At 44.2% G+C, this 24,587-nt stretch carries 27 protein-coding genes; 9 read left to right on the forward strand and 18 right to left on the reverse strand.

The window, feature by feature from the left end; genetic code table 11:
- Positions 1 to 11: 11 nt before the first annotated feature.
- From QWZ13_RS19500 to QWZ13_RS19515, 4 genes are all read right to left on the reverse strand, one after another.
- A complete protein-coding gene (locus QWZ13_RS19500) occupies positions 12 to 1,019 on the reverse strand; it encodes a Fe(3+) dicitrate ABC transporter substrate-binding protein (protein ID WP_290283461.1) in 1,008 nt (335 codons plus the stop codon).
- Positions 1,020 to 1,194: 175 nt separating this feature from the next.
- Positions 1,195 to 1,698, reverse strand: coding sequence for a VF530 family protein (locus QWZ13_RS19505; RefSeq protein ID WP_290280150.1), 504 nt, complete (start codon positions 1,696 to 1,698; stop codon positions 1,195 to 1,197).
- 55 nt (positions 1,699 to 1,753) lie between these two features.
- Positions 1,754 to 2,752, reverse strand: coding sequence for an oxidoreductase (locus tag QWZ13_RS19510; RefSeq protein ID WP_290280151.1), 999 nt, complete (start codon positions 2,750 to 2,752; stop codon positions 1,754 to 1,756).
- Between the two features lie 94 nt (positions 2,753 to 2,846).
- The gene (locus QWZ13_RS19515) at positions 2,847 to 4,145 is read right to left on the reverse strand and encodes an NAD(P)/FAD-dependent oxidoreductase (protein ID WP_290283234.1); all 1,299 of its coding nucleotides are present in this window, start codon (positions 4,143 to 4,145) and stop codon (positions 2,847 to 2,849) included.
- A 240-nt stretch (positions 4,146 to 4,385) separates the two neighbouring features.
- On the opposite strand from QWZ13_RS19515, the gene QWZ13_RS19520 reads away from it, so the two are divergent.
- Positions 4,386 to 4,982 carry a hypothetical protein gene (locus QWZ13_RS19520; protein ID WP_290280152.1) on the forward strand — a complete coding sequence of 199 codons (597 nt, stop codon included), beginning with the start codon at positions 4,386 to 4,388 and terminating at the stop codon, positions 4,980 to 4,982.
- 91 nt (positions 4,983 to 5,073) lie between these two features.
- Here the strand turns inward: QWZ13_RS19520 and QWZ13_RS19525 are convergent, their stop codons facing one another.
- From QWZ13_RS19525 to QWZ13_RS19535, 3 genes are all read right to left on the reverse strand, one after another.
- Positions 5,074 to 5,565, reverse strand: a complete 492-nt coding sequence (locus QWZ13_RS19525; protein WP_290280153.1) for a DUF4442 domain-containing protein — start codon at positions 5,563 to 5,565, stop codon at positions 5,074 to 5,076.
- Positions 5,566 to 5,703: 138 nt separating this feature from the next.
- On the reverse strand, positions 5,704 to 6,885 hold the full coding sequence (locus QWZ13_RS19530; RefSeq protein ID WP_353959006.1) for an alpha/beta hydrolase: 1,182 nt from the start codon (positions 6,883 to 6,885) through the stop codon (positions 5,704 to 5,706).
- A complete protein-coding gene (locus tag QWZ13_RS19535; RefSeq protein ID WP_290280154.1) occupies positions 6,851 to 6,988 on the reverse strand; it encodes a hypothetical protein in 138 nt (45 codons plus the stop codon). The genes QWZ13_RS19530 and QWZ13_RS19535 overlap by 35 nt, the downstream gene beginning before the upstream one ends.
- Between QWZ13_RS19535 and QWZ13_RS19540 the strand changes: the two genes are divergently transcribed.
- On the forward strand, positions 6,969 to 7,823 hold the full coding sequence (locus tag QWZ13_RS19540; protein ID WP_290280155.1) for a DMT family transporter: 855 nt from the start codon (positions 6,969 to 6,971) through the stop codon (positions 7,821 to 7,823). The two genes, QWZ13_RS19535 and QWZ13_RS19540, sit on opposite strands and share 20 nt — an antisense overlap.
- Here the strand turns inward: QWZ13_RS19540 and QWZ13_RS19545 are convergent.
- Positions 7,820 to 9,004 (reverse strand): MFS transporter, encoded by a 1,185-nt coding sequence (locus tag QWZ13_RS19545; RefSeq protein WP_290280156.1) that lies wholly within the window; start codon positions 9,002 to 9,004, stop codon positions 7,820 to 7,822. The two genes, QWZ13_RS19540 and QWZ13_RS19545, sit on opposite strands and share 4 nt — an antisense overlap.
- A gap of 84 nt (positions 9,005 to 9,088) precedes the next feature.
- On the opposite strand from QWZ13_RS19545, the gene soxR reads away from it, so the two are divergent.
- Positions 9,089 to 9,520: a redox-sensitive transcriptional activator SoxR gene (soxR, locus tag QWZ13_RS19550; protein ID WP_290280157.1), complete on the forward strand. Its 432-nt coding sequence runs from the start codon at positions 9,089 to 9,091 to the stop codon at positions 9,518 to 9,520.
- A 41-nt stretch (positions 9,521 to 9,561) separates the two neighbouring features.
- On the opposite strand, the gene QWZ13_RS19555 is transcribed toward soxR, so the two are convergent.
- Together QWZ13_RS19555 and QWZ13_RS19560 are read right to left on the reverse strand one after the other, a co-directional pair.
- On the reverse strand, positions 9,562 to 11,400 hold the full coding sequence (locus tag QWZ13_RS19555) for an ABC transporter ATP-binding protein (RefSeq protein WP_290280158.1): 1,839 nt from the start codon (positions 11,398 to 11,400) through the stop codon (positions 9,562 to 9,564).
- 23 nt (positions 11,401 to 11,423) lie between these two features.
- The gene (locus tag QWZ13_RS19560) at positions 11,424 to 13,256 is read right to left on the reverse strand and encodes an ABC transporter ATP-binding protein (RefSeq protein ID WP_290280159.1); all 1,833 of its coding nucleotides are present in this window, start codon (positions 13,254 to 13,256) and stop codon (positions 11,424 to 11,426) included.
- On the opposite strand from QWZ13_RS19560, the gene QWZ13_RS19565 reads away from it, so the two are divergent.
- From QWZ13_RS19565 to rsgA, 3 genes are all read left to right on the forward strand, one after another.
- Positions 13,249 to 13,575 (forward strand): hypothetical protein, encoded by a 327-nt coding sequence (locus tag QWZ13_RS19565; RefSeq protein WP_290280160.1) that lies wholly within the window; start codon positions 13,249 to 13,251, stop codon positions 13,573 to 13,575. The genes QWZ13_RS19560 and QWZ13_RS19565 overlap by 8 nt on opposite strands.
- Positions 13,560 to 13,754, forward strand: coding sequence for a hypothetical protein (locus tag QWZ13_RS19570; RefSeq protein ID WP_290280161.1), 195 nt, complete (start codon positions 13,560 to 13,562; stop codon positions 13,752 to 13,754). The genes QWZ13_RS19565 and QWZ13_RS19570 overlap by 16 nt, the downstream gene beginning before the upstream one ends.
- A gap of 106 nt (positions 13,755 to 13,860) precedes the next feature.
- Positions 13,861 to 14,922 carry a ribosome small subunit-dependent GTPase A gene (gene rsgA, locus QWZ13_RS19575; protein ID WP_290280162.1) on the forward strand — a complete coding sequence of 354 codons (1,062 nt, stop codon included), beginning with the start codon at positions 13,861 to 13,863 and terminating at the stop codon, positions 14,920 to 14,922.
- A gap of 34 nt (positions 14,923 to 14,956) precedes the next feature.
- Here the strand turns inward: rsgA and QWZ13_RS19580 are convergent, their stop codons facing one another.
- The 6 genes from QWZ13_RS19580 to QWZ13_RS19605 all read right to left on the reverse strand — a co-directional run bounded on the left by QWZ13_RS19580 (position 14,957) and on the right by QWZ13_RS19605 (position 22,010).
- Positions 14,957 to 15,892 carry an isopenicillin N synthase family dioxygenase gene (locus QWZ13_RS19580; protein ID WP_290280163.1) on the reverse strand — a complete coding sequence of 312 codons (936 nt, stop codon included), beginning with the start codon at positions 15,890 to 15,892 and terminating at the stop codon, positions 14,957 to 14,959.
- A 98-nt stretch (positions 15,893 to 15,990) separates the two neighbouring features.
- Positions 15,991 to 16,977, reverse strand: a complete 987-nt coding sequence (locus tag QWZ13_RS19585; protein ID WP_290283462.1) for an ABC transporter permease — start codon at positions 16,975 to 16,977, stop codon at positions 15,991 to 15,993.
- Between the two features lie 2 nt (positions 16,978 to 16,979).
- The gene (locus tag QWZ13_RS19590) at positions 16,980 to 18,101 is read right to left on the reverse strand and encodes an ABC transporter permease (RefSeq protein ID WP_216000770.1); all 1,122 of its coding nucleotides are present in this window, start codon (positions 18,099 to 18,101) and stop codon (positions 16,980 to 16,982) included.
- Positions 18,098 to 19,657 carry an ABC transporter ATP-binding protein gene (locus QWZ13_RS19595; RefSeq protein WP_290280166.1) on the reverse strand — a complete coding sequence of 520 codons (1,560 nt, stop codon included), beginning with the start codon at positions 19,655 to 19,657 and terminating at the stop codon, positions 18,098 to 18,100. The genes QWZ13_RS19590 and QWZ13_RS19595 overlap by 4 nt, the downstream gene beginning before the upstream one ends.
- 122 nt (positions 19,658 to 19,779) lie before the next feature.
- Positions 19,780 to 20,778, reverse strand: coding sequence for a BMP family lipoprotein (locus QWZ13_RS19600; protein WP_216000772.1), 999 nt, complete (start codon positions 20,776 to 20,778; stop codon positions 19,780 to 19,782).
- A 224-nt stretch (positions 20,779 to 21,002) separates the two neighbouring features.
- Positions 21,003 to 22,010 carry a BMP family lipoprotein gene (locus QWZ13_RS19605; protein ID WP_290280167.1) on the reverse strand — a complete coding sequence of 336 codons (1,008 nt, stop codon included), beginning with the start codon at positions 22,008 to 22,010 and terminating at the stop codon, positions 21,003 to 21,005.
- Here QWZ13_RS19605 and QWZ13_RS19610 point away from each other — a divergent pair.
- Complete coding sequence (locus QWZ13_RS19610) at positions 21,982 to 22,146, forward strand: hypothetical protein (protein WP_290280168.1); 165 nt, start codon at positions 21,982 to 21,984, stop codon at positions 22,144 to 22,146. The two genes, QWZ13_RS19605 and QWZ13_RS19610, sit on opposite strands and share 29 nt — an antisense overlap.
- A 25-nt stretch (positions 22,147 to 22,171) precedes the next feature.
- On the opposite strand, the gene QWZ13_RS19615 is transcribed toward QWZ13_RS19610, so the two are convergent.
- Together QWZ13_RS19615 and QWZ13_RS19620 are read right to left on the reverse strand one after the other, a co-directional pair.
- Entirely contained in the window at positions 22,172 to 23,185 is a 1,014-nt protein-coding gene (locus tag QWZ13_RS19615; RefSeq protein ID WP_290280169.1) for an asparaginase, read from the reverse strand.
- Between the two features lie 216 nt (positions 23,186 to 23,401).
- Positions 23,402 to 23,533 carry a hypothetical protein gene (locus tag QWZ13_RS19620; protein ID WP_290280170.1) on the reverse strand — a complete coding sequence of 44 codons (132 nt, stop codon included), beginning with the start codon at positions 23,531 to 23,533 and terminating at the stop codon, positions 23,402 to 23,404.
- Positions 23,534 to 23,537: 4 nt separating this feature from the next.
- On the opposite strand from QWZ13_RS19620, the gene QWZ13_RS19625 reads away from it, so the two are divergent.
- Together QWZ13_RS19625 and QWZ13_RS19975 are read left to right on the forward strand one after the other, a co-directional pair.
- Entirely contained in the window at positions 23,538 to 24,413 is an 876-nt protein-coding gene (locus QWZ13_RS19625; RefSeq protein WP_353959032.1) for a tryptophanase, read from the forward strand.
- Complete coding sequence (locus QWZ13_RS19975) at positions 24,350 to 24,571, forward strand: hypothetical protein (RefSeq protein WP_353959033.1); 222 nt, start codon at positions 24,350 to 24,352, stop codon at positions 24,569 to 24,571. Before QWZ13_RS19625 ends, QWZ13_RS19975 begins: the two co-directional genes overlap by 64 nt.
- The last annotated feature ends 16 nt before the right edge of the window (positions 24,572 to 24,587 follow it).

Raw genomic sequence — 24,587 nt, forward strand, 5'->3', positions numbered from 1 at the left:
CAATAATTTCTTCAGCCAAATTTCGCTGCTATCATGCCGCGATTAAGCGACCAAAGGCGAGGATCTGTTTCAACATAGTGATCATTTTTGACCGCACTCATTAAGGTCCACAAGCTATTTTCTTTAAACGTATCAATTACCGTTTCTTCACCATATTCACCCACTAAAAAATAATCTGGGTTGGCTTTGACTAATCCTTCAATGGTTGTTTGTACATACGCTTCTGTTTCATCGGGTACGGGCGATCGTAGCCCTAGACGATTTACCACCCCTCCGGCATAGGCTTTTGGTGCATGCATATAGACACCGCGCGCACTCGACACAGCAAACAACAAACTTGCATCGTTATCTATTTGCTTTGCAAAGGCATCCATCTTTTGGCTATGTTCAGCGACTTTTTGCGCCATTTCACCTTCTCGATCGAAAGCACTAGCTACTTTAATCACGGATTTTAAGTTGTCTTGGTATGTTTCACCACGGCTTTTCAATATAAGCGTTGGGGCAATGCGTTTTAGATCTTCATATATCGCTTCATGGCGTTCACGATCGGCAATAATTAAGTCTGGCTTGAGCGAAGCAATCACTTCCAAGCTGGGCTGAGAACGTGAACCTAAAGATACCCAGTCTTCACCTATGCGCGCTCTAATTTGTTCAATAACGCGTGTTTTATCGCCATCATCTGCTACGCCCACAGGAGCAATACCTAAGCTTGCCAAGGCATCGACAAAAGAGAATTCTAATGCCACTACTCGTACTGGAACAGAATCAAGTTCGACAGTTCCTAACTCATCATTCACGGTAATTTGACCAAAAGTTAAACTACTAATGAGTAGGGCAGCACAAAGCGAAACGAGTTGCTTGACCATATTAATCTCCTTCAATTGATAATGGTTCGCATTATCCCTAGATGATAATGAATTGCAACTGATAATGAGAATAAATATCAACAAATGAAATTTAAAAGCATCCAAAGCTGGCTCGCTTAGGCCCATGAAACTACGAGTTGTCAGCTCGTTCAACGAAGGACAATGAAGGACAACGCCTTATTTATGTATAGATAACACAGTGAAGGTTAATTGTAGGGGTTAATTTGGCTAAACTTTATAGGCTATGCGAGCCTTTGCGTAAGAAACCTTATCAGCGAATAACGCCACACACTCATGAAGCGCTGTTTTCATTTTATGATTTATTCCACTAACTGTTATCGCCATTCTTTTCAGCAATTATTTTACGGGCGTTTGCCCATGGGTCTGCACTGTCATCTGAAGGCTTAGTTGAAGGTGTTTTGCTTCGATAATGTGAATCGCTTCTATTGTTAGGCCGACCGCGGTTTGACTTAGGTGCATTCTTCGCTTTACGCTCATTAATACGCTCTAACTCTTCTAGCGTTAACACAACTGAGTCGCGAGGCTTCTGGTGCTCTGGAATGATGCGATCTCTCGGTGGCAGCGCAAACTGCTTGTCGTCTGGTCTTGGCAGGTGCTTGTAGCGGTAAAGGTAGAACGCTTCTAGTTTATGTCGCGCCCATTCGGTTTTTCTGAAGAACTTTACGCTGCCTTTGATCGATGGATTGGTTTTAAAGCAGTTAAAGTTTAAAGCAGCGGCGAGTATTTCCCAGCCATAAAAATCGACGAGCTCCGTTAGCAATACGTCTAATTTGAGTCCATGTAACGGGTTATTTAAATATTGTTCGCTCATCGATTAACTGTGTCCACTGTCATTTTAAAATTAGTCTCTACAGTGTAACTTGTGGCTAAGAATTTTCCATGTTTACTACGATTCGACCATGAGATTGTCCTTTTAGCATGGCCAGCAATGATGATTCAGCTTGGTCTAAGGTTATCTCGGTAACTAAGCTTTCGAGTGTTTCTACCTTATAGTCACTCGCGAGCGCTTGCCATGCTTGAGTTCGAACATCCATTGAGCACTCTACTGAATCGATACCGATTAATCGCACCCCCCTTAAGATGAATGGAAATATCGATGTCGTAAAATCGACTGCGCCGACTAAACCACTGGCGGTGACAACACCATTGTATTGGCACGATTTTATTGCATTGGCTAAGGTATCACCTGCCACCACATCGACTACTCCTGCCCAGTGCTCTTTAAACATGGGTCGGCTGTTATCTAGCAATGTCTCACGGTTAATTACTTCACTGGCGCCGAGACGCTTTAAGAAGTCTTCAGCACTGGCCTTGCCAGTGGCGGCCGTTACGTTGAACCCTAGCTTCGATAATATAGATACCGCGATTGAGCCAACGCCGCCTGTTGCTCCGGTCACTAAAACAGGGCCTTTCTCTGGTGTTACGCCATTACTTTGCAGTGCACTGATCATCAATGCGGCGGTTAAACCGGCCGTTCCGAAGCCCATCGCTTCTTTTGCGGTTAGCCCTTGTGGGCGTTTTAGCACCCACTGCTGGGGAACGCGAATATATTGGCCCAGCCCACCAGCGGTGTTCATGCCTAAATCATAGCTGGTCACGATCACTTCATCGCCTTTTTTGAAGGCGTCACTCTGGCTTTCAACGACGGTGCCTGCGGCATCAATACCGGGCGTATGCGGAAAGATCCGGCTAACACCAGGGTTGCCTGTGGCCGATAACGCATCTTTATAATTAAGCGATGAGTACTGAACTTTTATGAGTATTTCACCTTCCGGTAACTCATCAATGGTGCGCTCGCCGATATGGCGACTGAACTGTTTGTCTTCTGATTTTTCAACGATGAGTGCTTTAAAGGATGTCGACATAATTTCGTTTCCCGCTCTGATTCAGTGTTAATTTATAACAGCATAGATGGGTTCCATAGCCGTTGAGAATACGACTATGGTCTGGGAGGTGCTTTTAATGCAACTTTAAACGAGGGCGAATAATTTTATTGATTCGATCAGACACCATCCGTAACCCTGTTCTCACCCAACCATGCAAAGCGAGTTGATGTAATCGATACAGCGAAACATACATTAGCCGCGCGATACGGCCTTCTATCATCATGCTGCCTTTAGACAAATTGCCCATGAGGCTACCTACGGTTGAGTATCGGCTTAGGTTAACCAGTGAGCCGTAATCCGTGTATTGGTATTCTTTATCTGCTGGCTCCCCTTTTAACTGCCGAGCAATATTCAAATAGACATGCGACGCCATTTGGTGTGCCGATTGAGCCCTTGGAGGAACTTGTTTGCCATCGGGCATGATGCAGGCGGCACAATCGCCAAGGGCGTATATGTTGTTATCGAGTGTGGTTTGCAGAGTAGGCTTTACCTGCCACTGGTTTATGCGATTAGTCTCTAAATCAGACATAGCGGCGAACTGATCGGGAACCTTGATTCCGGCGGCCCAAACGAGTAAATCGGCTTCTATGGCTTGATCGTCTTTAGTAATAAAGGCGCCCGCTTCACCGCGCGCTACGAGCGTATTCGTTTTTACATCCACGCCTAATTCACCGAGTTCTTTATGCGCCGATGCCGATATCCGCTCGGGCAGTGCAGGCAGTATACGAGGGCCTGCCTCTATTAAGCTGATTTTAAGTTGTGATGGCTTTAGCTCATTAAGACCATAGGCTTTCATGGTATTAAAGGTGTGGTGCAATTCTGCTGAAAGCTCGACACCGGTCGCTCCAGCGCCAACAATAGCAATGCGGTATACGGCAGACTTATCTTGCTCCGCATTTTTATTTAGCTTTAGTAGCCCATTCAATAATTTGGTGTGGAATTTTTCAGCCTGCGTTGCAGCATCTAAAAAGAGTGCGTGCTCCTTAACCCCTGGTGTTCCGAAATCATTAGTGACACTGCCTAAGGCTAACACCAGTATGTCGTAATCTACTTTGCGCTCGGGCAATACCTCTTGGTCTTCTTCATCGGTTAATGAGGCGAGTGTAATTGTTTTGGTGTTCCGATCTATCCCGCTCAGTGAACCGAGCTTGAATCGAAAATGGTGATTATAAGCATGGGCTCTGTAGCTGAGCGAGTCTACGCCCATATCTAAACTGCCCGAAGCCACTTCATGAAGTAGTGGCTTCCATAGGTGAGTATTGTTCCGATCGATTAAAGTGATGTTGGCTTTTTTACGTCGTCCAAATTTGCGACCTAATCGCGTCGCCAATTCCAAACCACCTGCACCTCCGCCAACAATGACTATATTCATGTTGCTCTCCCGATCGGTAAAATGTAATTTAATTACATTATGGGCACTTTTTCTCAGCTCGCAACCTAAATTCCACCGTTTTAATTGCAATTCTGTATATAAAACTACAAATTCAATGTGTGCTTACTGTTAAAAGCTATTGAAATAAGCACCCTTTATAATTTCACCCCTTGCCATTTTGCTACGGTAATAATTGTTGTATATTGACGCCGAAACTAAAAATTCTAAAAAGGAATTAGAATGAAACTTAAGCTACTTGCCACCATCACTGCTTTTTCAACTCTGACAGGATGCGCTTCGTTAACTTATCAAGCTACCGTTGAGCCAGAAAAAATAGCCACAGGGTACCGCTGTGATATTAAGGAAAAGGTATCGGCAACTTCAGGGAATACCACCTATCAGTTAATCAACTTAATCAGTGAAGAAGTAAAAGAGGAATCTCAATGTAAACCAGAGAATTTTACTCAGAAGGCCTATTTGCGTTACATCTTAGTAGACTCGGTCAGTGGACAAAAAAAATACGGCAGCCAATTCGCCTTTCGTCGTGAAAACGGCCGCTTTGGCTTTATGGATAACTGGGTTGACCTTAAAGCCATCTATAAAGACTTAGATCGCGACAAACTAATAAACTTTGCAGAAAACCTACCTTACCGTTACGAAGACGAGGTAAACACACCAGACTATGCGTTTTGGTCAAAAACTTACCGAAACAGCGCTAACAATGAGTATATATTCTTACGAAGTAATGGCGATTCCGGTTTGAAACGTACAGTTCGCAATGGAAATAGTTCAGTAGAGCAATGCAGTACCGATGGCGTTACTTGGACAGATTGTTAATGCTCTGAGTGAGTACAATGGAGAAGCCCCCTTGAACTGAGGGGGCAGCATTGTGTTTGAGTCTCTTTAATTTGCCATTGTCGTTGCTAATCTAACGCCGCTTAGGAGTCCATGCCCATATCATTTCACACTGCACGGGCTGCTTATTTTCCCCGTCAATAATGGTCACAGGTACGGTAACCTCACCCTTTTCTTGAGTCTTAATTTGCTCTCTTTGGGCATCGGTTAAATGTGCTTCGGCGGTTATGTTGCCCTTGCAGCGCTTTTCATAATCAACCTTGAGGGTCTTTATCACTGGCACGCTTGAATCGGGCACGTTCATCGCAACTAAATAGCCCGTTGCTGATTCGGCCGCAATAGCGATTGCAGTCGCATGAATACTACCAATATGGTTTTGAACACTGCGCTTATTTTTGATGGTGATGACCGATTGGGAGTGGGTCAGCTTTTCAACGCGAACCTTTGAACGACCGGCGTAAGGGATCATGGTACCGAACGCGGTTGAAAGTACCCATGTACGCATAAATTTAGGCGCTTTTTCTAAGCGCGCTACGGTTTTAGATACTTTATTTAACTGAGTCATGTGGATGCTTTCGAGTTATGAGTGAATGCGGAGATTGTTGATCAGATAACTCCAATCTCCCAGTATTCTTTGCGCGAGTTAAATCCCTGCTCACAAGCACGCTCTTTTATGAGGCCACTCGTGACCTTGAGGCAATAATCACTGTTTTAATGGCTGCGTTAAGTTGTGCCGCAAAATCCAGTAATTTAACTCAGTGTTTTGATACGGCACGGCGACCAAATGCTCTCGCTGCTCCGCTCGCTTGCCTTCGACCAACAATCCAGACAAATCTTTAATCAAAATAGCCGTTTCGGCATAATCTGAATGACCAAACATACTGTCGCTTACTTCAGAGGTATCAATCGTTTCTACACCCTTGGCGACCGTGATGTCTTTACCCGATTCACCTGCGCGTGGGTATTTGCCATGTATGGTTTTAGAGGCTTTTAAGGCGACGTCTTTTGACGATGAGTACAAAGTAATAGGCAGGTGGTGCGCTGATAATCGTGGTAATAAATCTCGTTTAAAATAATCGGCATCAATGTCTGGAGAGGCCAACACCAATTCTCCTAAACACTTTCGATAACTGGGTGAATCGTTAAACAGGTTGATCAACGCCGAAGTGACCAGTCTTGAGCCCATCGAATGCGCAATGATATCGAGCGTTTTTACTTGAGTTTGGTCACATATACTTTTAACTGTCTTTATAAAATCAACTTTACTCCACTCAACATTGGCTTCATCTACCGTATATTGGGCGAAATTCCCCCGAGAAGGCCAGCTAAACGCAAAGGCGAGACCTGAAAACCCCATGTCATGCTTTAACTGTGCAGCAATGCGAATGGCATTTTCAAAGGTGACGTTATAACCATGTACATATAATAGCGCGTGATCGTTTTGCGATTTTTCTGTGTGGCTCACTTCATGAAAGAATTCACTGGGGTTTAACGTACTAACATCGTGTAAGAAAATATTTTTACTCGGATTACGATTAATTCCAACAGGTCCCCAAACAAACGCTAGCTTGGCATCGGCGGTTTGATAAGTTGCTTTGGGAATACTAATTAGCGAAGCACCATAGGTGAGAGAGCCTCGATCATCGGTGATGTTGGCCAGTTTCCCCGGCGATTGAATGAGCCGGTTGGTCGCGTAGTGCACTTCGACAAAATCGAGTTCATCTAGGCTTACTTTATCGGCAATTTGGTATCGCTCAAAGGCACTATTTGCGCCGGCATACTGCAACGTTGGCGTCATAGAACAACTGCTCAGCGAAAACACCAACAACCCCAGCCAAAGCTTTTGATGTTTAAACAAAGAAGTGATTAGAGAGTAAATACGCATTAAAGAAGCCTGTTGCTCGTGACGGATTTGATTGTTCAATGTTATTGTAGGGGCTCACCTTTCGACTGAGAAGCCTTCTTTTCGTGTCCTTGATAAAACTCATTGTAATGACCAGCTTAGCGCTTGTTGCTTTTGCGGCTAATTCCGTACTGACTCGAATGGCATTGGCGCAAGGGCTTATCGACCCTGGGAACTTCACTTTAATTCGCTTAATCAGTGGAGCTATGACCTTGGCGATTATCTGTTTCTTTGTAAATAGAAACAGCGTGCAAGGCGTTTTTACATCGGGAACTTGGTTGGGCGCATTTTCTCTGTGGATGTATGCAGTATGCTTTTCTTATGGCTATCTCCACTTAGACACCGCAACTGGCGCTCTCATTCTATTTACGACAGTTCAGTTAACCATGTTAATAATAAGTTATGTTCGCGGCCAACGGTTTTCTATCATGGAGTGGGTAGGGCTAATTATTGCCTTTATGGGTTTTGTCGTATTGATCTTACCTAACTTAAGCTCAGGTACTACAAGCCTTGGCATTTTGCTTATGGTGGCTTCAGGTATAGCCTGGGGCAGTTATACGCTATTAGGTAAGGGAGCTGTTTCACCCACCTTATTAACGACCGGCAATTTTATAAGGGCTTCAATTATGTCATTGCCGATTATTTTCTTTAGCGCTTCCATACAATATGTAGAGTTTTCAGGCGTCTCGCTTGCCATTGCTTCGGGCGCTTTAGCCTCTGGTATTGGTTACGCACTGTGGTACACCGTGTTACCAAAATTGACCACCAGCCAAGCGGCCGTATCTCAATTATTGGTTCCAGCGCTGGCCGCATTTGGTGGCGTTTTATTTACTGGCGACCGCTTAACAACTCTCTTAATTGTGTCACTCGCCATTATTATGAGTGGAATCTTTATTGTTATAAGAGCTAAGGCGCACTAAACCGGTATATGCGCGCTTTGCTTAAACAGAGCTTTCATGGCAAATGCCGACACGAGCAGAATAATGGCTGCAATTAAAAATCCAAGATATGTCATTTGCGAATGGCTTAGCCAAGCAATCAACACGTAACCTAAACTTTGGCTCATCGTAGAAAATAGTTTTAAACCGCCATCGATACGGCCCCGTTCCGATACATTAAGTTCGCGGCTCATTTTTACCGTTCTGGCGATTCGGTTAAATGAATTAAAAAAGCCAAAAGGCAGTGTAAACACTATTAACAAAAGTGGATTCAAAATAATAAACATAGCCACCAATAGCATCGAGAGTATCAACACGCTGTTAAACATCACTTTTTCAGTTTCAAAATTTTCTAACAGTTTGGCTACACCGATCCCACAAATGAGCGCTCCTAGCCCGTAAGCCACTTTCCAAGCTGCAAAGTAATCGCCTGTTAAGCCCAACTCAGAAAAATAAATTGGTATTAATTTCGATAAAAAGGTTAATACGGGGTATGAAAGGCATGACAATGCTAAAAATATAAAAAATCTAGGCTGGCGCTGAAAAATAGTTTTAGTTTCTACCAGCTGCGCAATAAATGAAGACTTTAGAACAACACTGAGCTGCCGGCGGTAGGGCATTAGCCCGTAGCATAGTGCCGCAATTAGGGAGGCGATCATTGCAAAAGCTGAGAATTCTCGCATTGACCAAATCGACATCAATAAAATTCCCGCCGCCCCTGAGCCGAGCGATGTAGTTTGCATGACCATTTCTAGTCGACCAGAAACCATAGGGTATTCATTGGCGTTGAAGTGTTCTTGAGTGAAGGCTGAGTTGGTACTCCATGCAAAATCACCGGTCCACCAAAAAACCAGCTGAGCGAAGATGAGCACTCCTATGTGCGCATCACCTTTCACAAAACTCATAAAAACCAAGGCAGCCGTAAGCGCCTGTATACATTGAACACCGATAAGGATATTTTTGCGCGAATGACGATCAATATAAGTAGCCAATATGGGTGTAAGCAAAAATGAACCCGCTGTACAAACAAAAGCCGTTAATGCAACCAAAGCGCCACTCGCCCCATTGGCCAGCATAAGCCAAGGCAATGCCATCATAAACATGCCTGAAGACAGGCCATCAAAAAAACGACCGCAGAGAAAGGCGCGATAAAAACTCGTCATCTAGTTTCCTTATGTATTCGTTGCTGTGTATGATGCAGTTTAAAACCTCAAGTTAACTTTAGGTCAAGCCTTTAAGGAGTGTTTATGGAATTAAGTGTGGGCGAAGTGGCAAAGCGTAGCGGAATCTCGGTACCGACATTACACTTTTATGAATCTAAAGGACTAATAACGAGCCGTCGAAATCAGGGGAATCAACGCCGCTATGAACGAAGTGTCCTTCGAAGAGTAGCGATTATTAAAACTGCGCAACAGCTTGGTCTTAGCTTAAAAGATATCGCCCAGTCGATGGCCTGCTTGCCCACCAACAAAGCACCGACCAAACAAGATTGGTTAAAAATGTCTAAACAATGGCAGCATGAGCTTGATGCTCGAATATCAAGGCTTGAAAAATTACGCGATCACTTGGGAGATTGCATTGGCTGCGGCTGCCTATCGTTGCAATCATGCAAACTGCGCAATCCTGACGACATCTTGGGAAAAAAAGAAGTAGGTGCTGTTGAACTCAGTCAACAGTAGCTAAGGCAAATGCTTTAGCTACCGTTCACTAGGTTAGGCGATTATATCTCACCTTCTTTCAATAGCGTTTCCTCCAGTTCGTTTTTGAACTGCTTTTGGTAAAGTTCAAAGTAATGACCCTTTTTCTCTAGCAATTCACTGTGACTGCCTTGTTCGATCAACCTGCCATCTTCTATCACGACAATCACATCCGCATTGCGAATGGTTGAAAGCCGATGAGCAATGATAAAGCTGGTGCGGCCTTTCAGCACTGTGGCTAAGCTCTTTTGCAGGCGAGCTTCTGTTTGCGTATCAACCGACGACGTGGCTTCATCCATCACTAAAATTTGCGGATCATGAATAATGGCGCGGGCAAAACTGATTAATTGTTTTTGCCCTGTAGAAAGGTTTGTCCCCCCTTCTTGTACCTGTGTTTCATAACCATGCTCCATACCCATGATAATATCGTGAACGTTAACAGCTTTTGCGGCCGCTTCTATTTCAGCGTCTGTCGCATCTAACTTACCGTATCGTATGTTTGATCGAATGGTGCCGGTAAAAAGAAACGGTGTTTGCAATACAATGCCTAGATTCGATTGCAGCCATAAAAGACTACGATCTCGGTAATCAACACCGTTAACCAATACTTGCCCTTGGTTTGGCTCATAGAAACGACACAGTAAACTGACGACAGTTGATTTACCGCTTCCAGTTGGACCAACGAGTGCCACGGTAGAACCGGCTGGAACTTTCAAATTGAAGTCTGAGAGTACGGGCTCGTCTGGTTTATATGAAAACTGAATATCTTTAAATTCTATATCTCGAATATCATTTTCTAAACCATCAAGAGTTTGGTGATCCGATTCATAGGCTCGCTTCATTAGTTCAACAACTGCGTCAGAATCTTTAATCGTTGGCTCAACGACTAATAACCCCATAACTCGCTCAACACAGGCGGTTGTTCGCTGTAAGTTGGCCAAGGTTTCACTGACCTCCAACATTGGATCCATCAGTGTACGTGCATAATTCATAAACGCGACTAAGGTACCTAGCGTTAATACACCAGCAAGTACATCAACACCGCCTAGCCAAAGAGCAATACCCACGGCCAAGCTGACAAAGACGTTTACAAAAGGAAAAAATGCCGACGTCAGTAACAGATTATGCATAGATAGCCCGTACATCTTATCGGTATCGACTTTAAATTCTTTTAAATTTTGCTGTTCACGTACCAAGATTTTACTGGTTTGTATGCCTGCAATCCCTTCGTTATATACAGCGGTTAGCCTTGAGTTAGTTTTACGTAACTCACGCGAACTGTTCAGTATTTTTTGATTAAACACCCAAGCCACGCCGGCCAACAATGGGAATAAGGCCAATACAATTAAGGCCATTCTTGCGTCTAAAACAAAAAGCACAATAAAGATCGCCAGAATCATGGGTATTCCCCAAAACAAATCCAGTGTCCCCCAGGCAACTATTCTGGCAATACGGGCTGTATCAGAAGTTATTCGAGAAACCAACCAGCCTACGGCGTTGTTGTCATAAAATGAAAACGATAGAGATTGTAGGTGTTCGAAACTCTCTTTTCTTAGCTCGTACATGAGCGTCATCGACAACTTACCGGTAAGCCGAATAAAGCTTCTAATGCATATCACGAGCACGGCTAATGCAGTAAAGAATACCAGCCCATAACCTAACAGCTGAGCATCCGCTCCTTTATCAGCAATTTCGTCGAAGACTTCTTTTGTAATCAACGTAAAGCTGGCTTCAACACCAGCCGTCGTTAGTGCAAGTGCGATCACTCGGTGAAATAGTTTTTTTTGTGGCTGGTAGCATCGGTTAAAAACCGCTTTCCAGGCGCCTTTTTCAAAAGGCGTACTATTTTGTGTAGCGTCCATCTTAATTCCTTCTCCGTAACAGCTTAAACCGTTACTTTAATTTCCGATTCAAATTGGTCTTTTTGGTCGCTTTGAATTTCCCATAGCTCATTGTAAAAACCATCTCGATGAGTCAATTCGTTATGCGTTCCTTGATCAGTAATCCGACCGTCTTGCATCACAATTATTCGGTCTGCCTTTTGGCACACACTGATTCGATGCGTAATTATGAGCAGCGTTTGCTCACCCTTTTTCTCATGCAAGGCCGAGATAATCTTTTGCTCAGTCGAGGCATCTACAGCACTGAGCGTGTCATCTAGCACCAAAATGGGTGGCGTATTTAATAAAGTACGAGACAAAGTTACCCGTTGCTTTTGGCCACCACTTAAACTCACACCCCGTTCACCAATGACGGTGCTATAACCACCTTGGAAACTTTCAATAGTGTGATGAACAGCCGCCGCTGTTGTCGAATGAACCATTGCGCCATCGCTGGCCTCTAAGTGACTGAACTTAATGTTTTCACGTAAGCTTCGACTGAATAAAAACGGCTCTTGAAGTAGTGTGCCTATTTGGTGACGAATATCCTTTCGAGCAATTGAACTCAGTTCAATACCATCTACTGAAATAGACCCTTGTTCATAATCATGTAAACGCATCAGCAATTGGATCAGGGTACTCTTACCAGCACCGGTAGGACCTACAATGGCTATGGTTTCTCCAGGGGCAACATCAAAACTTACGTCGGTGAGCACTGGGCGATCTTTATCGTACTGAAAGTGTATATTCTCAAATTTTATCGCCCCCATGATTCGGTCTGGTAAAGGCGTAACATTCTGGAGTTCTTCTTCCTCTGGCGCTTCTAATATTTCTTGAATTCGGCCAATCGCTACGGTGGCTTTGCCAGCTTCACTGAGTTCTTTGCCTAACTGTCGAATCGGCCAAATTAACAAATTGGTGTATCCAATGAATGCAAAGTAGGTACCGAACGAAATATGACCTTGCGCGGTTAACCAGCCTCCGCCGATGAGAACAATGCCGCTCTGCGCAATACACAATAAATCTGAGAGCGACCAGAAGTTGGCAAACATACAAATAAGTTTGTAGTTTAAATCACTGTATCGCGCATTTTTTTCATCAAATTTTTCACACTCATAGTCTTGGCGAGCAAAAGCGCGTACCACTCGAATACCGGTAAGGTTTTCTTGGACTATGGTAGTCAGTTCGCCTTCGGCTTCGTCTACTTTCTGAAACAATTCTCGAACTTTTACAAAGAACACCATGCCGTAGTATAAAACTACAGGTACCAATATGAGTGAAAGAACCGTAAGCCACGCATTTTGCATAAACATCAGTGGAATAACGACGGCCATTAAAATAATGGTTCGGCCTATATTCATCACTTGCATGGTTAAAAACTCTCGCAATGTATCAATATCGGATGTGCAACGCTGAAGAATGTCACCACTGTCGGCATTATTTAAATAGCGCTCATCGATGTGATGTAAATGATGGTAGAGTTTATTCCTCAGTTCTCGAACCGTCGTTTCGCAAGCACCTGCGGCGAGGTAGTCTTTGAGGTACATAAAAAGACCGCTCAATGCTGTAACGATGACAATGGCCAAACCGGCTAACCAAAGTTGGTTGGCTAGGGCATCTGGCCCACCGACCCAACTAATTACGGCATCAATCTTGTCACCATTGTGAACACGCGGCTCGGTAATGACTCGATCTATCACTAACTTACCAATGGTTGGTACTAGAAACATAAAGTAACTGGCAATACCCACGCTAATAATTGCGCCGAGGTAGGGCCATTTTTTTTGATGAATTAAATCTATTAATATTTGATTACGCTGTGAAGCTTTCTTGTTCACGTTATCTTCCTTAATGCTTTGTTTTCTAAGACTTTTTCACAACACCAACACGCAAAAAAGCCCGCAATTTAGCGAGCTTTTTAAAAATACGATTAATAGTTTTTGGTCGTATTCGAAAGCCCGCGAATTTATCAGACGGGCAATCGACAAACGATTAGCTACCCGTCAGAAGGTATTTCCAAGCGCTGCAAAGGCGCCGTATGGTACTGTGATTAACATAGTCATATTTGGTTATTCCTATTTAAAACTAATCATTAAAATATGCCGTAAGACGGGTGAGTGTTTTGCACAATGTGCAACTGAGTGTCGACAAAGTTAGAACAAGCCATTCAAAAAGGCAAGCGCTTTTTGGAAAACTTTTTAAATCAGTGTTGCATTTTAAATTTGAAAGGCGCAGTATCACGCCAAATTTCTATCGCCTTTTTCACGGCGTTTTCTCAATTCGGAGGGTTAAATATGATTGTATTAAACAAAACGCACTTAGGATCTGGCGCGTAATTTAACACTCTTTTTAAAAATTACCTTCAGCTTCTCGGTGCTTAACTTTTGCATCGGGCCATCTATTGATGACCCTTTTTAATTTTATTAATTTGGGGTTATACCATTGAACAATCCAAATAAAATGTCACTGACCGATCTCGGTTGGCGACCTATTTTACAACAACAATTAACGTTAGAAGATTTAGAACAAGGCTATGTTGCTCGCGTTGTTAGTGCTCAACGGGATGTTATCGGCGTTTTATCTGAACAAGGCGAGTCATTATTGCCTCTCAGATTATTTGATCAAAAAGATGATCCAGAGTTTCGACCCACGGTAGGGGATTGGGTTTGGGTAGATTTTGAACACAGTCGTGCACGTGTATTCGAGCGTTTAAGTTATTTAAAACGCACGGCGGCTGGCAGCAACCCAAAACCTCAATCGATAGCCGCAAATGTTGATACGTTGTTTTTAGTTAGCTCGTGCAATAAAGACTTTAACGTCAGTAAGTTAGAACGCTATTTGGCTCTGGCATTAGAGGCAAAAATTCCGACAGTGATTGTTCTCACAAAAGCCGATCTGACAAACAGTGTTGAAGACTATGAAGCCCAAGCAAAAAGCATACATGTAAACACACCCGTGGTGGTAGTGGATGCTTTATCTGAAGAAGCGATTGACCACCTTAAACCTTGGCTGGTCAAAGGTGATGCCATTGCCTTTGTTGGGTCCTCTGGTGTGGGAAAATCTACGCTTACGAATGCAGTTCTGGGTAGAGAGGCACAGGCGACCCAAGGCATTCGGGTAGATGATGCCAAAGGACGGCACACTACAACGGATCGATCAATGCACCTTTCTCCGACGGGGACTTGGGTAATAGACACACCCGGTATGAGAGAGCTTAGAATTACGGATGTGAGCGATGGCATTGCTGAAGTATTCGATGATATTGAAGCTTTGAAGTTGCGATGTAAGTTTCGTAATTGTCAACATGAAGGTGATGAAGGATGTGCCATTCAAGAGGCCATTGAGGCTGGCGAACTGACAATGCGCCGCTGGTCGAACTACCTCAAACTACAAAGAGAAGCAGACTTCGCAGCCAGTAATAAATGGCAACAACGTGAGAAGCACCGGCAATTTGGTAAGATGATAAACAACCATCTTAAGCAAAAGAAAACGCTAAAGTACTAGCATTAAAAAAGGGGCTAGCGCCCCTTTAACTGCCTTACTTTACCAGGCCGATTTCTCGTAAGCGTTCCATTAGGTAGTCATGAGCCGTCGTGGGTTCAAACTGTTTCGGATTTTCTTCGGTGACGCATTGAGGCAAGCAATCTAAAGACATATCTGGATTGGCGTGCATGAAAAACGGAATCGAGTAACGTGACGTTTTTCCAGCTTCGCCTTTTGGATTCACCACTCGATGCGTTGTTGAAGGCAGCACTTTATTGGTTAAACGTTGCAGCATGTCACCAACGTTACAAATAATCGTACCTTCGATCATTGAGATGCCAACCCATTCGCCTTTTTTACTGAGCACTTCTAAACCTTCTTGCTCGGAACCGACCAGTAACGTAATAAGGTTAATGTCTTCATGTGCACCAGCACGAACATTCGGTAAGCTCGGATCGGTAATAGGCGGGTAGTGTAATGGGCGTAAAATTGAGTTACCCCAGTTTGCCTTGTCTTCAAAGAAATCCGCTTTTTCACCTATAAATAACGCAAATGCTCTTAACATTGTATTGGCCAGCTTATCGAGCTCGGTAAACAGCTCTAACATGACCGGCTTAAACTCAGGAACTTCTTCAGGCCATACATTCGGCGTCAACTGCGGGTACGGTGGTGTTCCGCTAATTTCACGGCCTACGTGCCAAAACTCTTTTAAATCTACATGGTCTGCGTTTTTAGCAATTTCAGTTCCGAAAGGCGTATAACCGCGAGTACCACCGTTGTCTTTAAAGTACTGTTTTTTAGTGTCTTCTGGCAACGAAAAAACCGCTTCCATAACAGCCATGGCACGTCGAATGAGGTCTGTAGAAATACCATGGTTTTGAATGCCCGCAAAGCCCCATTCTTGGTAGGCTGCGCCTAGTTGGGCAACGAACGCATCTTGGTCTTTCGCAAAACTAGAGATATCAAGTGTTGGTACGGTGGGTTGAGTCATTGTTATTTCGCCTTATTAAAAAAAACCTGCCAAGAGCTTGGCTCAAGACAGGTTGTCTCAGTGAAGCCCCAATCTAACGCTGGGTGAATTCAGTTATATTAGGTACGCTCTTTCACGTACGGTTTACCAATAGCTTTTGGTGCCACAGCTCGGCCAATAAAGCCACCTAATAGGATGACCGTTAAGATGTATGGCAATGCTTCAATCAGCTGCACTGGGATGGTAAATGTACCAATAGCGGCTCCTTGAGTTCTGTCTGCAATAGCTTGCAAGATACCAAACATTAAGCAGGCTAACAGTGCGCCACGAGGATGCCATTTACCAAAAATTAGCGCCGCTAAGGCCATATAACCTTTACCCGCACTCATGTTCGGTAAGAACTGAGCCGTTACCGCAACCGATAAATAAACACCGGCCAAACCAGCCAGAATACCACAAATTAACAAGGCAGAATAACGCATGGTGGTAACAGAAATACCCGCGGTATCTACAGCCGATGGGTTTTCACCTACGGCTCGAAGGCGCAAGCCAAAGCGTGTTTTAAATAATATAAACCAGGTAATCGGAACCATGATAAGTGCCACATAGACCAGCAAAAAGTGCCCGCTGATCAGCTCGGAATAAATACCCCCAATGATAGGAACATCGGCTAACGCATCGGCAAACGGAAAATTAAGTGGTTCGAAGCGAGCATTAATGCCATTCGCAGAATCTACTAGGTTTGGCGTGTTACCACCTTGCTTAAACCAGTAATTACCCAGTGCAGCCGTTAAACCGGCCGCTAAAATGTTAATGGCCATACCAGAAACGACTTGGTCACCGTTGTGAGTAACCGTTGCAAATGCGTGCATCATTGCAAATACAACCGAAACCATTACACCGGCCAAAAGGCCCATCCAAGGTGAGTTGGTTACATAGGCCGCAGCAGCACCGGCAAAGGCCGATGCCAAAATTTTGCCTTCCAAAGCAATGTTTACGATACCAGATCGTTCTGAAAACATACCGGCCAAAGCCGCAAAGATTAGAGGCGTTGCTACACGCAATGTTGCATCTAAAATAAGGATTAAATTAGTGAACGCTTCCATGATTAAGCCTCCTTCGCATCTGGTTTAGTTAACAGCGCAGACAATTTTAAATACGCTTTTTCAACAGGGTGCTTTGTCATGTTTTCTAAGGCACTAGAGAACAAGATAACTAAGCCTTGTAAGACGACGATTATGCGAGGGTCAACGCCGTATTCAAACTGCAACTCACCGCCACCTTGATACAAGAAACCAAATAACAAGCTTGCTAAGATAATACCCACTGGGTGGTTTCGGCCAATTAATGCTACCGCAATACCTGTAAATCCAAAGCCATTGACAAGGTTCAGTTTAATTTGGTGGGCTTCACCTTGAACCACGTTAAGCGCGAAGAAACCGGCTAACATGCCAGAAACCAGCATGGTCATAATAATAGTTTTATCAAGCGGGATACCGGCGTATTTAGCCGCACTTGGGTTTTGCCCAGTGGCTCTAATTTCATAGCCCCAACGGGTACGCCACATAAAGAAGTACACACCCACACAGCATATTAATGCCCAAACTATTGATAGGTTTAAAGGTGAGCGCTGCAGGTTTATGCCTAAAGGCGAAAGCACTTCAGATATTTTTGGAATCCAAGCCGATTGAGCAAAGACCGCACTTTCAACTGACATCGAGCCTTCAACTTTGAAGACTTCTACTAATAGATAACCCATCAAAGATGCTGCAATGAAGTTGAACATAATGGTCGTAATTACAATGTGAGAGCCACGCTTAGCTTGTAAAAAGGCTGGAATATAAGCCCATGCTGCACCAAAAATGCCCGCCGCCATAATGCTAAGCGGTAACAGAATGATGAAAGGCAGTACGTCACCTAAGGCTAAACAGACAATGCCTACGCCCAATGCACCCACATAGGCCTGGCCTTCGCCGCCAATGTTGAATAAGCCCGCCTGAAAGGCAACCGCCACCGCTAGGCCAGTAAAAATAAAGCTCGTTGTGTAATAAAGGGTATAACCCCAGCCGTAAGAATCACCAAAGGCACCATAGGCCATCGTGTTTACAGCTTCAATTGGGTTAATGTCTAAGTACCAAAACATAATACCGGCTGCGAGCGCCGCTAACATGATGTTAACGATGGGGATAATGACTACATAGATCCACGCGGGAATTCGTTGCGCACTCATACGTTGGTCTCCTGCTGCAGTGCTTTAACTTCATCAGGCACAATATTGGCCATCATTAATCCTAAGATTTGTTCATTTGCCTTATCGGCCGGTACTTCACCGACGATTTGTCCATCGAACATCACCAAAATTCGATCCGCTAAGCTCATGATTTCCTCAAGCTCAACGGAAATGAGCAACACGGCTTTGCCGGCATCTCGCATATCGATAACGCGTTGGTGAATGGTTTCAATTGCACCGATATCAACACCACGAGTAGGCTGACCAACCAAAAGTACATCGGGGTCTTGTTCCATTTCTCGTGCAATGACTAGTTTTTGCTGGTTACCACCAGAGAAATTTGCGGCTTTGAGATTTGGGTCTTGAGGACGCACATCCCATTTTTCCATTTTGGCTTTGCAGTCTTCGGTAATGGCTTCGACTTTCGTGAGTAATTTACCGTTGTAGTCTTGATGGCGATGGAAACCAAGAATATAGGCTTGTTCCGCAGGGAAAGAGTTAATCAAACCCATCTTATGTCGGTCTTCAGGAATGTGACCCACTTTTATGTCGCGTATTTCAGAGGGTGTTAACGGGTTTTCTTTAGTGATGGTATGCCCGTTAATGTCGATAGAACCATTTTGCAAAGGCTCAATCCCAGCGATAACATCTAAAAGCTCAGACTGACCATTACCACTGACACCGGCAACACCAACAATTTCACCAGCACGCACGTTGAAGCTCACATTATCAAGGCGAACAACGCCGGCATCGTTTTTCAATGAGACGTTTTTAACGTCTAGCAATACGTCTTTTGGTTCTGCAGGTTGCTTATCAACACGCAACAGAACTTTACGGCCGACCATTAATTCAGCTAAGTCTTCACGGCTGGTTTCGGCGGTTTTAACATGAGCCACCATTTCACCACGACGCATAATGCTAACGTTATCTGTGGCGGCCATAATTTCTTGTAACTTATGGGTGATCAACATAACGGTATTGCCTTGCTCTTTCAGCGAGGCTAATACTTTAAATAGATGCTCTGTTTCTTGTGGCGTAAGTACGCCCGTCGGCTCATCTAAAATTAAGATTTTAGCGCCTCGGTACAGAGCTTTTAAAATTTCGACGCGCTGCTGCATACCCACAGACAGCTCTTGAACCGGTGTATCTAAAGGCACATCTAAGCCATATTCATCGGCTAGGCGTTTTAACTCTGCACGAGCTTTATCAAGACTTTTATCGATTAACTCGCCGCTCTCAGCGCCTAATACAACGTTTTCTAGGGCGGTAAAGTTTTGAATCAACATAAAGTGTTGGTGAACCATGCCGATGCCTGAAGCAATGGCCACTTTTGAATCGCTGATTCGGGTAACTTCGCCATCGATAAGAATATCGCCTTCATCGGCTTCATAGAAGCCATAGATAATACTCATTAAGGTCGATTTGCCGGCACCATTTTCTCCGACAATGCCGTGAATGGTTCCTTTTTCGACTTTCAGATCGATATATTTGTTTGCGTGAACGGCACCGAAACGCTTGTCGATACCACGCAACTCTATTGCGAGTTGAGTTGTCATGACGCACCTGATAGTTGGTTATTGAAAGACTAGACGATTAAAGAACAGTGGTCTGTTTTTTAATAGTCCAGATACGAAAAAAGGCATTGGCTCTTAAGCCAATGCCTTAATTTTAATCGATCTTAGTAGTTACAAGTGTTGTCAGACATGTAGTCGTGAACCTTGATCTTACCAGCGATGATGTCAGCTTTGATTGCATCTACCTTCGCTTTTTCATCTGCAGAAATCAGTGCTTCGTTGTGCTGATCAACCGCGTAGTCAACACCACCTTCTGCTAGACCAAGAACCTGAATACCTGGAGTCCACTCACCGTTTTGAGCATCTTCCCAAGCACCGTAAGCTGCAACACCAACACGCTTAACCATAGACGTTAACATTGTGCCTGGCTGGATGTGGTTTTGGTTTGAATCTACACCAATTGCGAAAACGCCTTCGTCTTTAGCGGCCTGATAAACACCGATACCGGTACCACCAGCAGCTGCGAATACAGTGTCTGCGCCTTTAGAGATTTGAGACTTAGCAAGCTCAGAACCACGAGCAGGGTCATTAAATGCTGTTGGCGTAGAACCTGCCATGTTTTGTAATACAGTGATGTCACCAGAAATGTGCTTAGCACCTTGCTCATAACCACATGCGAACTTACGAATAAGAGGAATGTCCATTCCGCCTACGAAGCCTACAGTGTTTGATTCAGACTTAAGTGCCGCTAATGCACCCACTAGGAAAGAACCTTCATGCTCAGAGAAAACAATAGACTGAACGTTTGGTAGATCAACAACCATATCAATGATGACGAACTGGCTATCTGGGAACTCAGCCGCAACTTTAGTTACTGAAGAAGCCATGTTGAAACCAACGGCAACGATTGGGCTATTGCCACGACTCGCTAAACGACGAAGACCCTGTTCACGCTGCTCTTCGTTTTGTGGTTCAAATTCACGAACGGCAACGCCTTTATCCATAGAGAACTTCTCAGCTCCGTTACGGAATACAGCTTCGTTGAATGATTTATCGAACTTACCTGCGGTATCGTAAACAACCGCTGGGTTAAAGTCTGCTGCGATGGCAGATGCAGACATACCGATAACGGTAGATGCAGCTAAAGTTAATAATGCTTTCATGGAGAGTCCTCTATACGTATTTATTGTTAGTGTTTCTAGTTTACGCGTGGCATACCATTTGGTGGCGATGCCACTTTAAGCTTTGTTGACCATATGGTCAATGGAATTGCTTAAAATTCTTTTTCATTATACACGCTGAATGACCAGTTACATCGCTCAAGTCAACTTTCATTCATCTTTTATTCATAAATGAAATCAACTTCGATCGTGCCTAATTTTATTCACTAGCCTTCTATAAAAGGCACCGGACACTGGTTGGTGGCGTTGTAATCGACCACTTTAATTTTGCCCGACTTAATAGCGTCGCGAATTTTGTTGATCTTTTTCTCATCGCTTTTTGAAACCAAACCGCGGTTGAAAATATCCAACACCCAATCAACACCATTTTCGGCGAGACCAAGCTCTGTAACACCTGGGTTCCAAATGCCTTTTTCAGCATCTTCCAGAACGTTATACGCAGCAATGCCAACGTTCTTAACCATTGACGTTAACATGGTGCCGGTATGTAAAAAGTTTTGATTAGAATCTACGCCGATAGCGTATACATTAGAATGGTTGGCCGCTGCTTCATAAACCCCATTCCCAGTACCACCGGCGGCGGCATAGATCACCTCGACACCTTGAGTAATCATTTTACTGGCCAGTTCATTACCCTTTTCCGGAATCGAAAAGCCCGAAAAATCGGTAGAAGCCATACTCAAATACACTTGAATATCATCATTAATATAGGCGGCACCTTGTGCGTAGCCACAACCAAAACGGCGAATAAAAGGTAAATCTACACCACCGATGAAACCAATTTTATCGCCCTTTGCTTTTAACGCCGCTAACGCGCCAACCACGAATGACCCTTCGTGCTCTTTAAACACAATTGATTGAACATTGGGTAAATCGACTACGGAATCAATAATAGCAAACTGAGTATCGGGAAATTGTGGCGCAACTTCTTGAAGAGCCGATGCGAAAGAAAACCCCAATGCAATAATAGGGCTACGACCCTGCTTTGCTAAATTGGTCAATTGACCGACAAATTCATCCGGAGAACTCGGGTTCGCCTCAACGAGATTTCGACCATATTCGGCCTTAAACGGCACAACCCCTTGGCGATACATGGCCTCATTAAATGAGCTGTCGAATTTAGGCGCCTCGGTATAGACCACCGCTGGGTTACTGGCCAACGCTAACGGTGCAATTACAGCAACTATGGCGCAGGCGATCGATTTTAAGTTCATATTATTTTTCTCATTAAGGAGTTGGTACAGCCACGTCAATTTACATCCATGCATTTTATCTCAACGACCTTGTCCAAAGATTGACCGATTATACAGTTATTTCGACGATATCAAAAACAATGCAAGACAGTATTGAGAATCGTCAGTCTTTTGTGAGTTTTTTACATCGGACAGATGATTTCACCTGTCTCAATCTGATTCCAGTTCTTAATCGACACCCGATCAAACCTCTCTAATTGACCACGATCAACATGATCTGTAGCGCCGACCTTGTGCAACAAGGCTGTCATTACAGATTCAGCGCCACGAGTTGCGCCATCTTCACATTTTAACGCTATAGCTAATTTGAGATCTGGAATAGCGGCTATATAGACGCCTTCGGCACCCACTTTCAAAAACACTCGCTGGCCTAAAGCTTCCATCATTTCTGTGCAATATCGCTTTGTACCTGCGACCATGAACGGGTTATTCACTACCGCATTGAACATGGTTCTACACGCTTTTTGTCGCTCAGCTGAAAGATTAGAAGGATCTGCAAATTTTGCAAAACCTAAGGCTAAGTTGAACAAAGGCATCGCCCATGTAGGTGCAGAGCAACCATCGGGAGAATGCGGCAACGTTGAAAAGTCTATTTCACACATTTGCCCCATAGTGTCTGCAATGGTTTGCTGAACATCGTGCTCCACCTGTATGTAACCTTTAGAGTCTACGTTTAGTAGCTTTGCCAAACCCAACATACCGGCGTGTTTACCCGAACAGTTATTGTGCAAGTTATTTGGCGTTTCACCTTTACCTGCAAGTTCATAACCTGCTTCAACAAACATGGGCCAATGGTGCCCACATTCGAAATCTTTCGGCGTATGCCACAGCTTAGCTAGCATTTTCTGTACCGTTTCGGTGTGTCTTTGCTCGCCATTATGTGAAGCACCTAAAATAGCGATCTCTTGCTCGGTAAAATCGTATTTTTGCGCACCGCCTCGCTCTAAAAATGCTAAAGCTTGCAGCGCTTTAATGGCACTGCGCGGATACACCAATGGTTCCATATCGCCCCAAGAGTGGAGCGTTTCACCCGAGGAGTTTACAATAATTGCTTTAATTTGGTGCGCAGATTCGGTAATGCCACCGCGTTTAACCTGTACATTGATAGCAGGGTGGTTCATAAGGTGAGGCTCCATTGATTTTGGCTTACCTTAGTACGCATTAAGCCGTTAAATCAATCCTTTCACCTTTAATGACGTCTTTGAATCGCCTACTAAATGGGATAAAGTAAGCTCAAACAACAAGAGCTTTCATCGTGCAGCTAATTTTTTTTCAACAAACAAACGACAGCAGCCAGTGGTATAACCACGATTACCGCCTGTCTAGCGCCTGCCTACACTTCTAATCTCGCTTTAAAAACGACTGAACTTTAATGAACTGCCAACGCCTTTGATGTGTTGGCGGGTTACGTTTATTGATTTTAAAAAGAGCTGAAACATGAAAAGAATTCCTGAACCCTTTCGTATAAAAATGGTTGAACCCATTAAAATGACCACCCTTGCAGACCGTGAGGTTGCCTTGAAGGAAGCGGGCTATAACCCGTTTTCACTCAAAAGCGAAGATGTGTATATCGACTTACTCACCGATTCAGGCACCGGCGCAATGAGTGCAAACCAATGGGCCGGGCTTATGATAGGCGATGAGGCCTATGCCGGAAGTCGCAGTTTTATCAAGCTTCAAGATTCGGTTCGCACCTTATTTAAATACCAACATGTGATTCCTGTGCACCAAGGTCGCGGCGCCGAGCAAATTTTATTCCCTACGCTAATCGAAAAACGCCAAAAGCAATTTAAAGCCAACCATGAATCGGGCGAGTTTAAGCCCATCTTTATATCTAATTACCACTTCGACACCACCGCAGCGCATGTTGAATTAAGCGGTGCAAAAGCCATTAACACGCTAACGCCAGAGGCGACCAACACCGCACAATGGTTCGACTTTAAAGGCAATTTTGATCTGCCCCAGTTAGAAAAAACCATTAACGACGCCGGTGCCGCCAATGTGGCCGGTGTCATTATTACCATTACTTGTAACTCCGCGGGCGGCCAACCCGTCGCCATGGCAAATATTAAAGCCGCCGCTACTTTGGCGCGTAAGCACGGCATTCCTATCATTATTGATGCCGCACGCTTTGCTGAAAACGCCTGGTTTATCAAACAACGCGAAGAGGGCTATGCCGATGTGGCCATAGGCGATGTAATTCGCGAAATGTTCGCCTATGCCGATATGTTTACCATGTCGGCCAAGAAAGACCCCATGGTGAACATGGCGGTTTGTGCTGCTTTAAAGACAATGAAGAATTGTTTAAAGCCGCACAAGTGTTGTGCGTACCGATGGAAGGCTTTGTTACCTACGGCGGATTAAACGGACGAGACATGGAAGCGCTAAACGTAGGTTTATGGGAATGCGCCGATGAAGACTTTTTGCGCTACCGCATTGGTCAAGTGGAATACTTGGGCGAACGCTTGCGCGAAGGCGGCATTCCTATTCAGTACCCAACGGGTGGGCACGCGGTATTTTAGACGCGGGCAAGCTATT

Origin of the sequence: Reinekea marina, assembly GCF_030409715.1 — a bacterium.
GTDB lineage: Bacteria > Pseudomonadota > Gammaproteobacteria > Pseudomonadales > Natronospirillaceae > Reinekea > Reinekea marina.

Excerpts from the sequence above, each read along its gene's own strand:
- QWZ13_RS19505 (WP_290280150.1), bottom strand. The coding sequence starts at position 1,698 with ATGAGCGAACAATATTTAAATAACCCGTTACATGGACTCAAATTAGAC.
- QWZ13_RS19510 (WP_290280151.1), bottom strand. The coding sequence starts at position 2,752 with ATGTCGACATCCTTTAAAGCACTCATCGTTGAAAAATCAGAAGACAAA.
- QWZ13_RS19515 (WP_290283234.1), bottom strand. The coding sequence starts at position 4,145 with ATGAATATAGTCATTGTTGGCGGAGGTGCAGGTGGTTTGGAATTGGCG.
- QWZ13_RS19520 (WP_290280152.1), top strand. The coding sequence starts at position 4,386 with ATGAAACTTAAGCTACTTGCCACCATCACTGCTTTTTCAACTCTGACA.
- QWZ13_RS19525 (WP_290280153.1), bottom strand. The coding sequence starts at position 5,565 with ATGACTCAGTTAAATAAAGTATCTAAAACCGTAGCGCGCTTAGAAAAA.
- QWZ13_RS19530 (WP_353959006.1), bottom strand. The coding sequence starts at position 6,885 with ATGCGTATTTACTCTCTAATCACTTCTTTGTTTAAACATCAAAAGCTT.
- QWZ13_RS19535 (WP_290280154.1), bottom strand. The coding sequence starts at position 6,988 with ATGAGTTTTATCAAGGACACGAAAAGAAGGCTTCTCAGTCGAAAGGTG.
- QWZ13_RS19545 (WP_290280156.1), bottom strand. The coding sequence starts at position 9,004 with ATGACGAGTTTTTATCGCGCCTTTCTCTGCGGTCGTTTTTTTGATGGC.
- soxR (WP_290280157.1), top strand. The coding sequence starts at position 9,089 with ATGGAATTAAGTGTGGGCGAAGTGGCAAAGCGTAGCGGAATCTCGGTA.
- QWZ13_RS19555 (WP_290280158.1), bottom strand. The coding sequence starts at position 11,400 with ATGGACGCTACACAAAATAGTACGCCTTTTGAAAAAGGCGCCTGGAAA.
- QWZ13_RS19580 (WP_290280163.1), bottom strand. The coding sequence starts at position 15,892 with ATGACTCAACCCACCGTACCAACACTTGATATCTCTAGTTTTGCGAAA.
- QWZ13_RS19585 (WP_290283462.1), bottom strand. The coding sequence starts at position 16,977 with ATGGAAGCGTTCACTAATTTAATCCTTATTTTAGATGCAACATTGCGT.
- QWZ13_RS19590 (WP_216000770.1), bottom strand. The coding sequence starts at position 18,101 with ATGAGTGCGCAACGAATTCCCGCGTGGATCTATGTAGTCATTATCCCC.
- QWZ13_RS19595 (WP_290280166.1), bottom strand. The coding sequence starts at position 19,657 with ATGACAACTCAACTCGCAATAGAGTTGCGTGGTATCGACAAGCGTTTC.
- QWZ13_RS19600 (WP_216000772.1), bottom strand. The coding sequence starts at position 20,778 with ATGAAAGCATTATTAACTTTAGCTGCATCTACCGTTATCGGTATGTCT.
- QWZ13_RS19610 (WP_290280168.1), top strand. The coding sequence starts at position 21,982 with ATGGCGCAGGCGATCGATTTTAAGTTCATATTATTTTTCTCATTAAGG.
- QWZ13_RS19605 (WP_290280167.1), bottom strand. The coding sequence starts at position 22,010 with ATGAACTTAAAATCGATCGCCTGCGCCATAGTTGCTGTAATTGCACCG.
- QWZ13_RS19615 (WP_290280169.1), bottom strand. The coding sequence starts at position 23,185 with ATGGAGCCTCACCTTATGAACCACCCTGCTATCAATGTACAGGTTAAA.
- QWZ13_RS19620 (WP_290280170.1), bottom strand. The coding sequence starts at position 23,533 with ATGGGTTCAACCATTTTTATACGAAAGGGTTCAGGAATTCTTTTCATG.
- QWZ13_RS19625 (WP_353959032.1), top strand. The coding sequence starts at position 23,538 with ATGACCACCCTTGCAGACCGTGAGGTTGCCTTGAAGGAAGCGGGCTAT.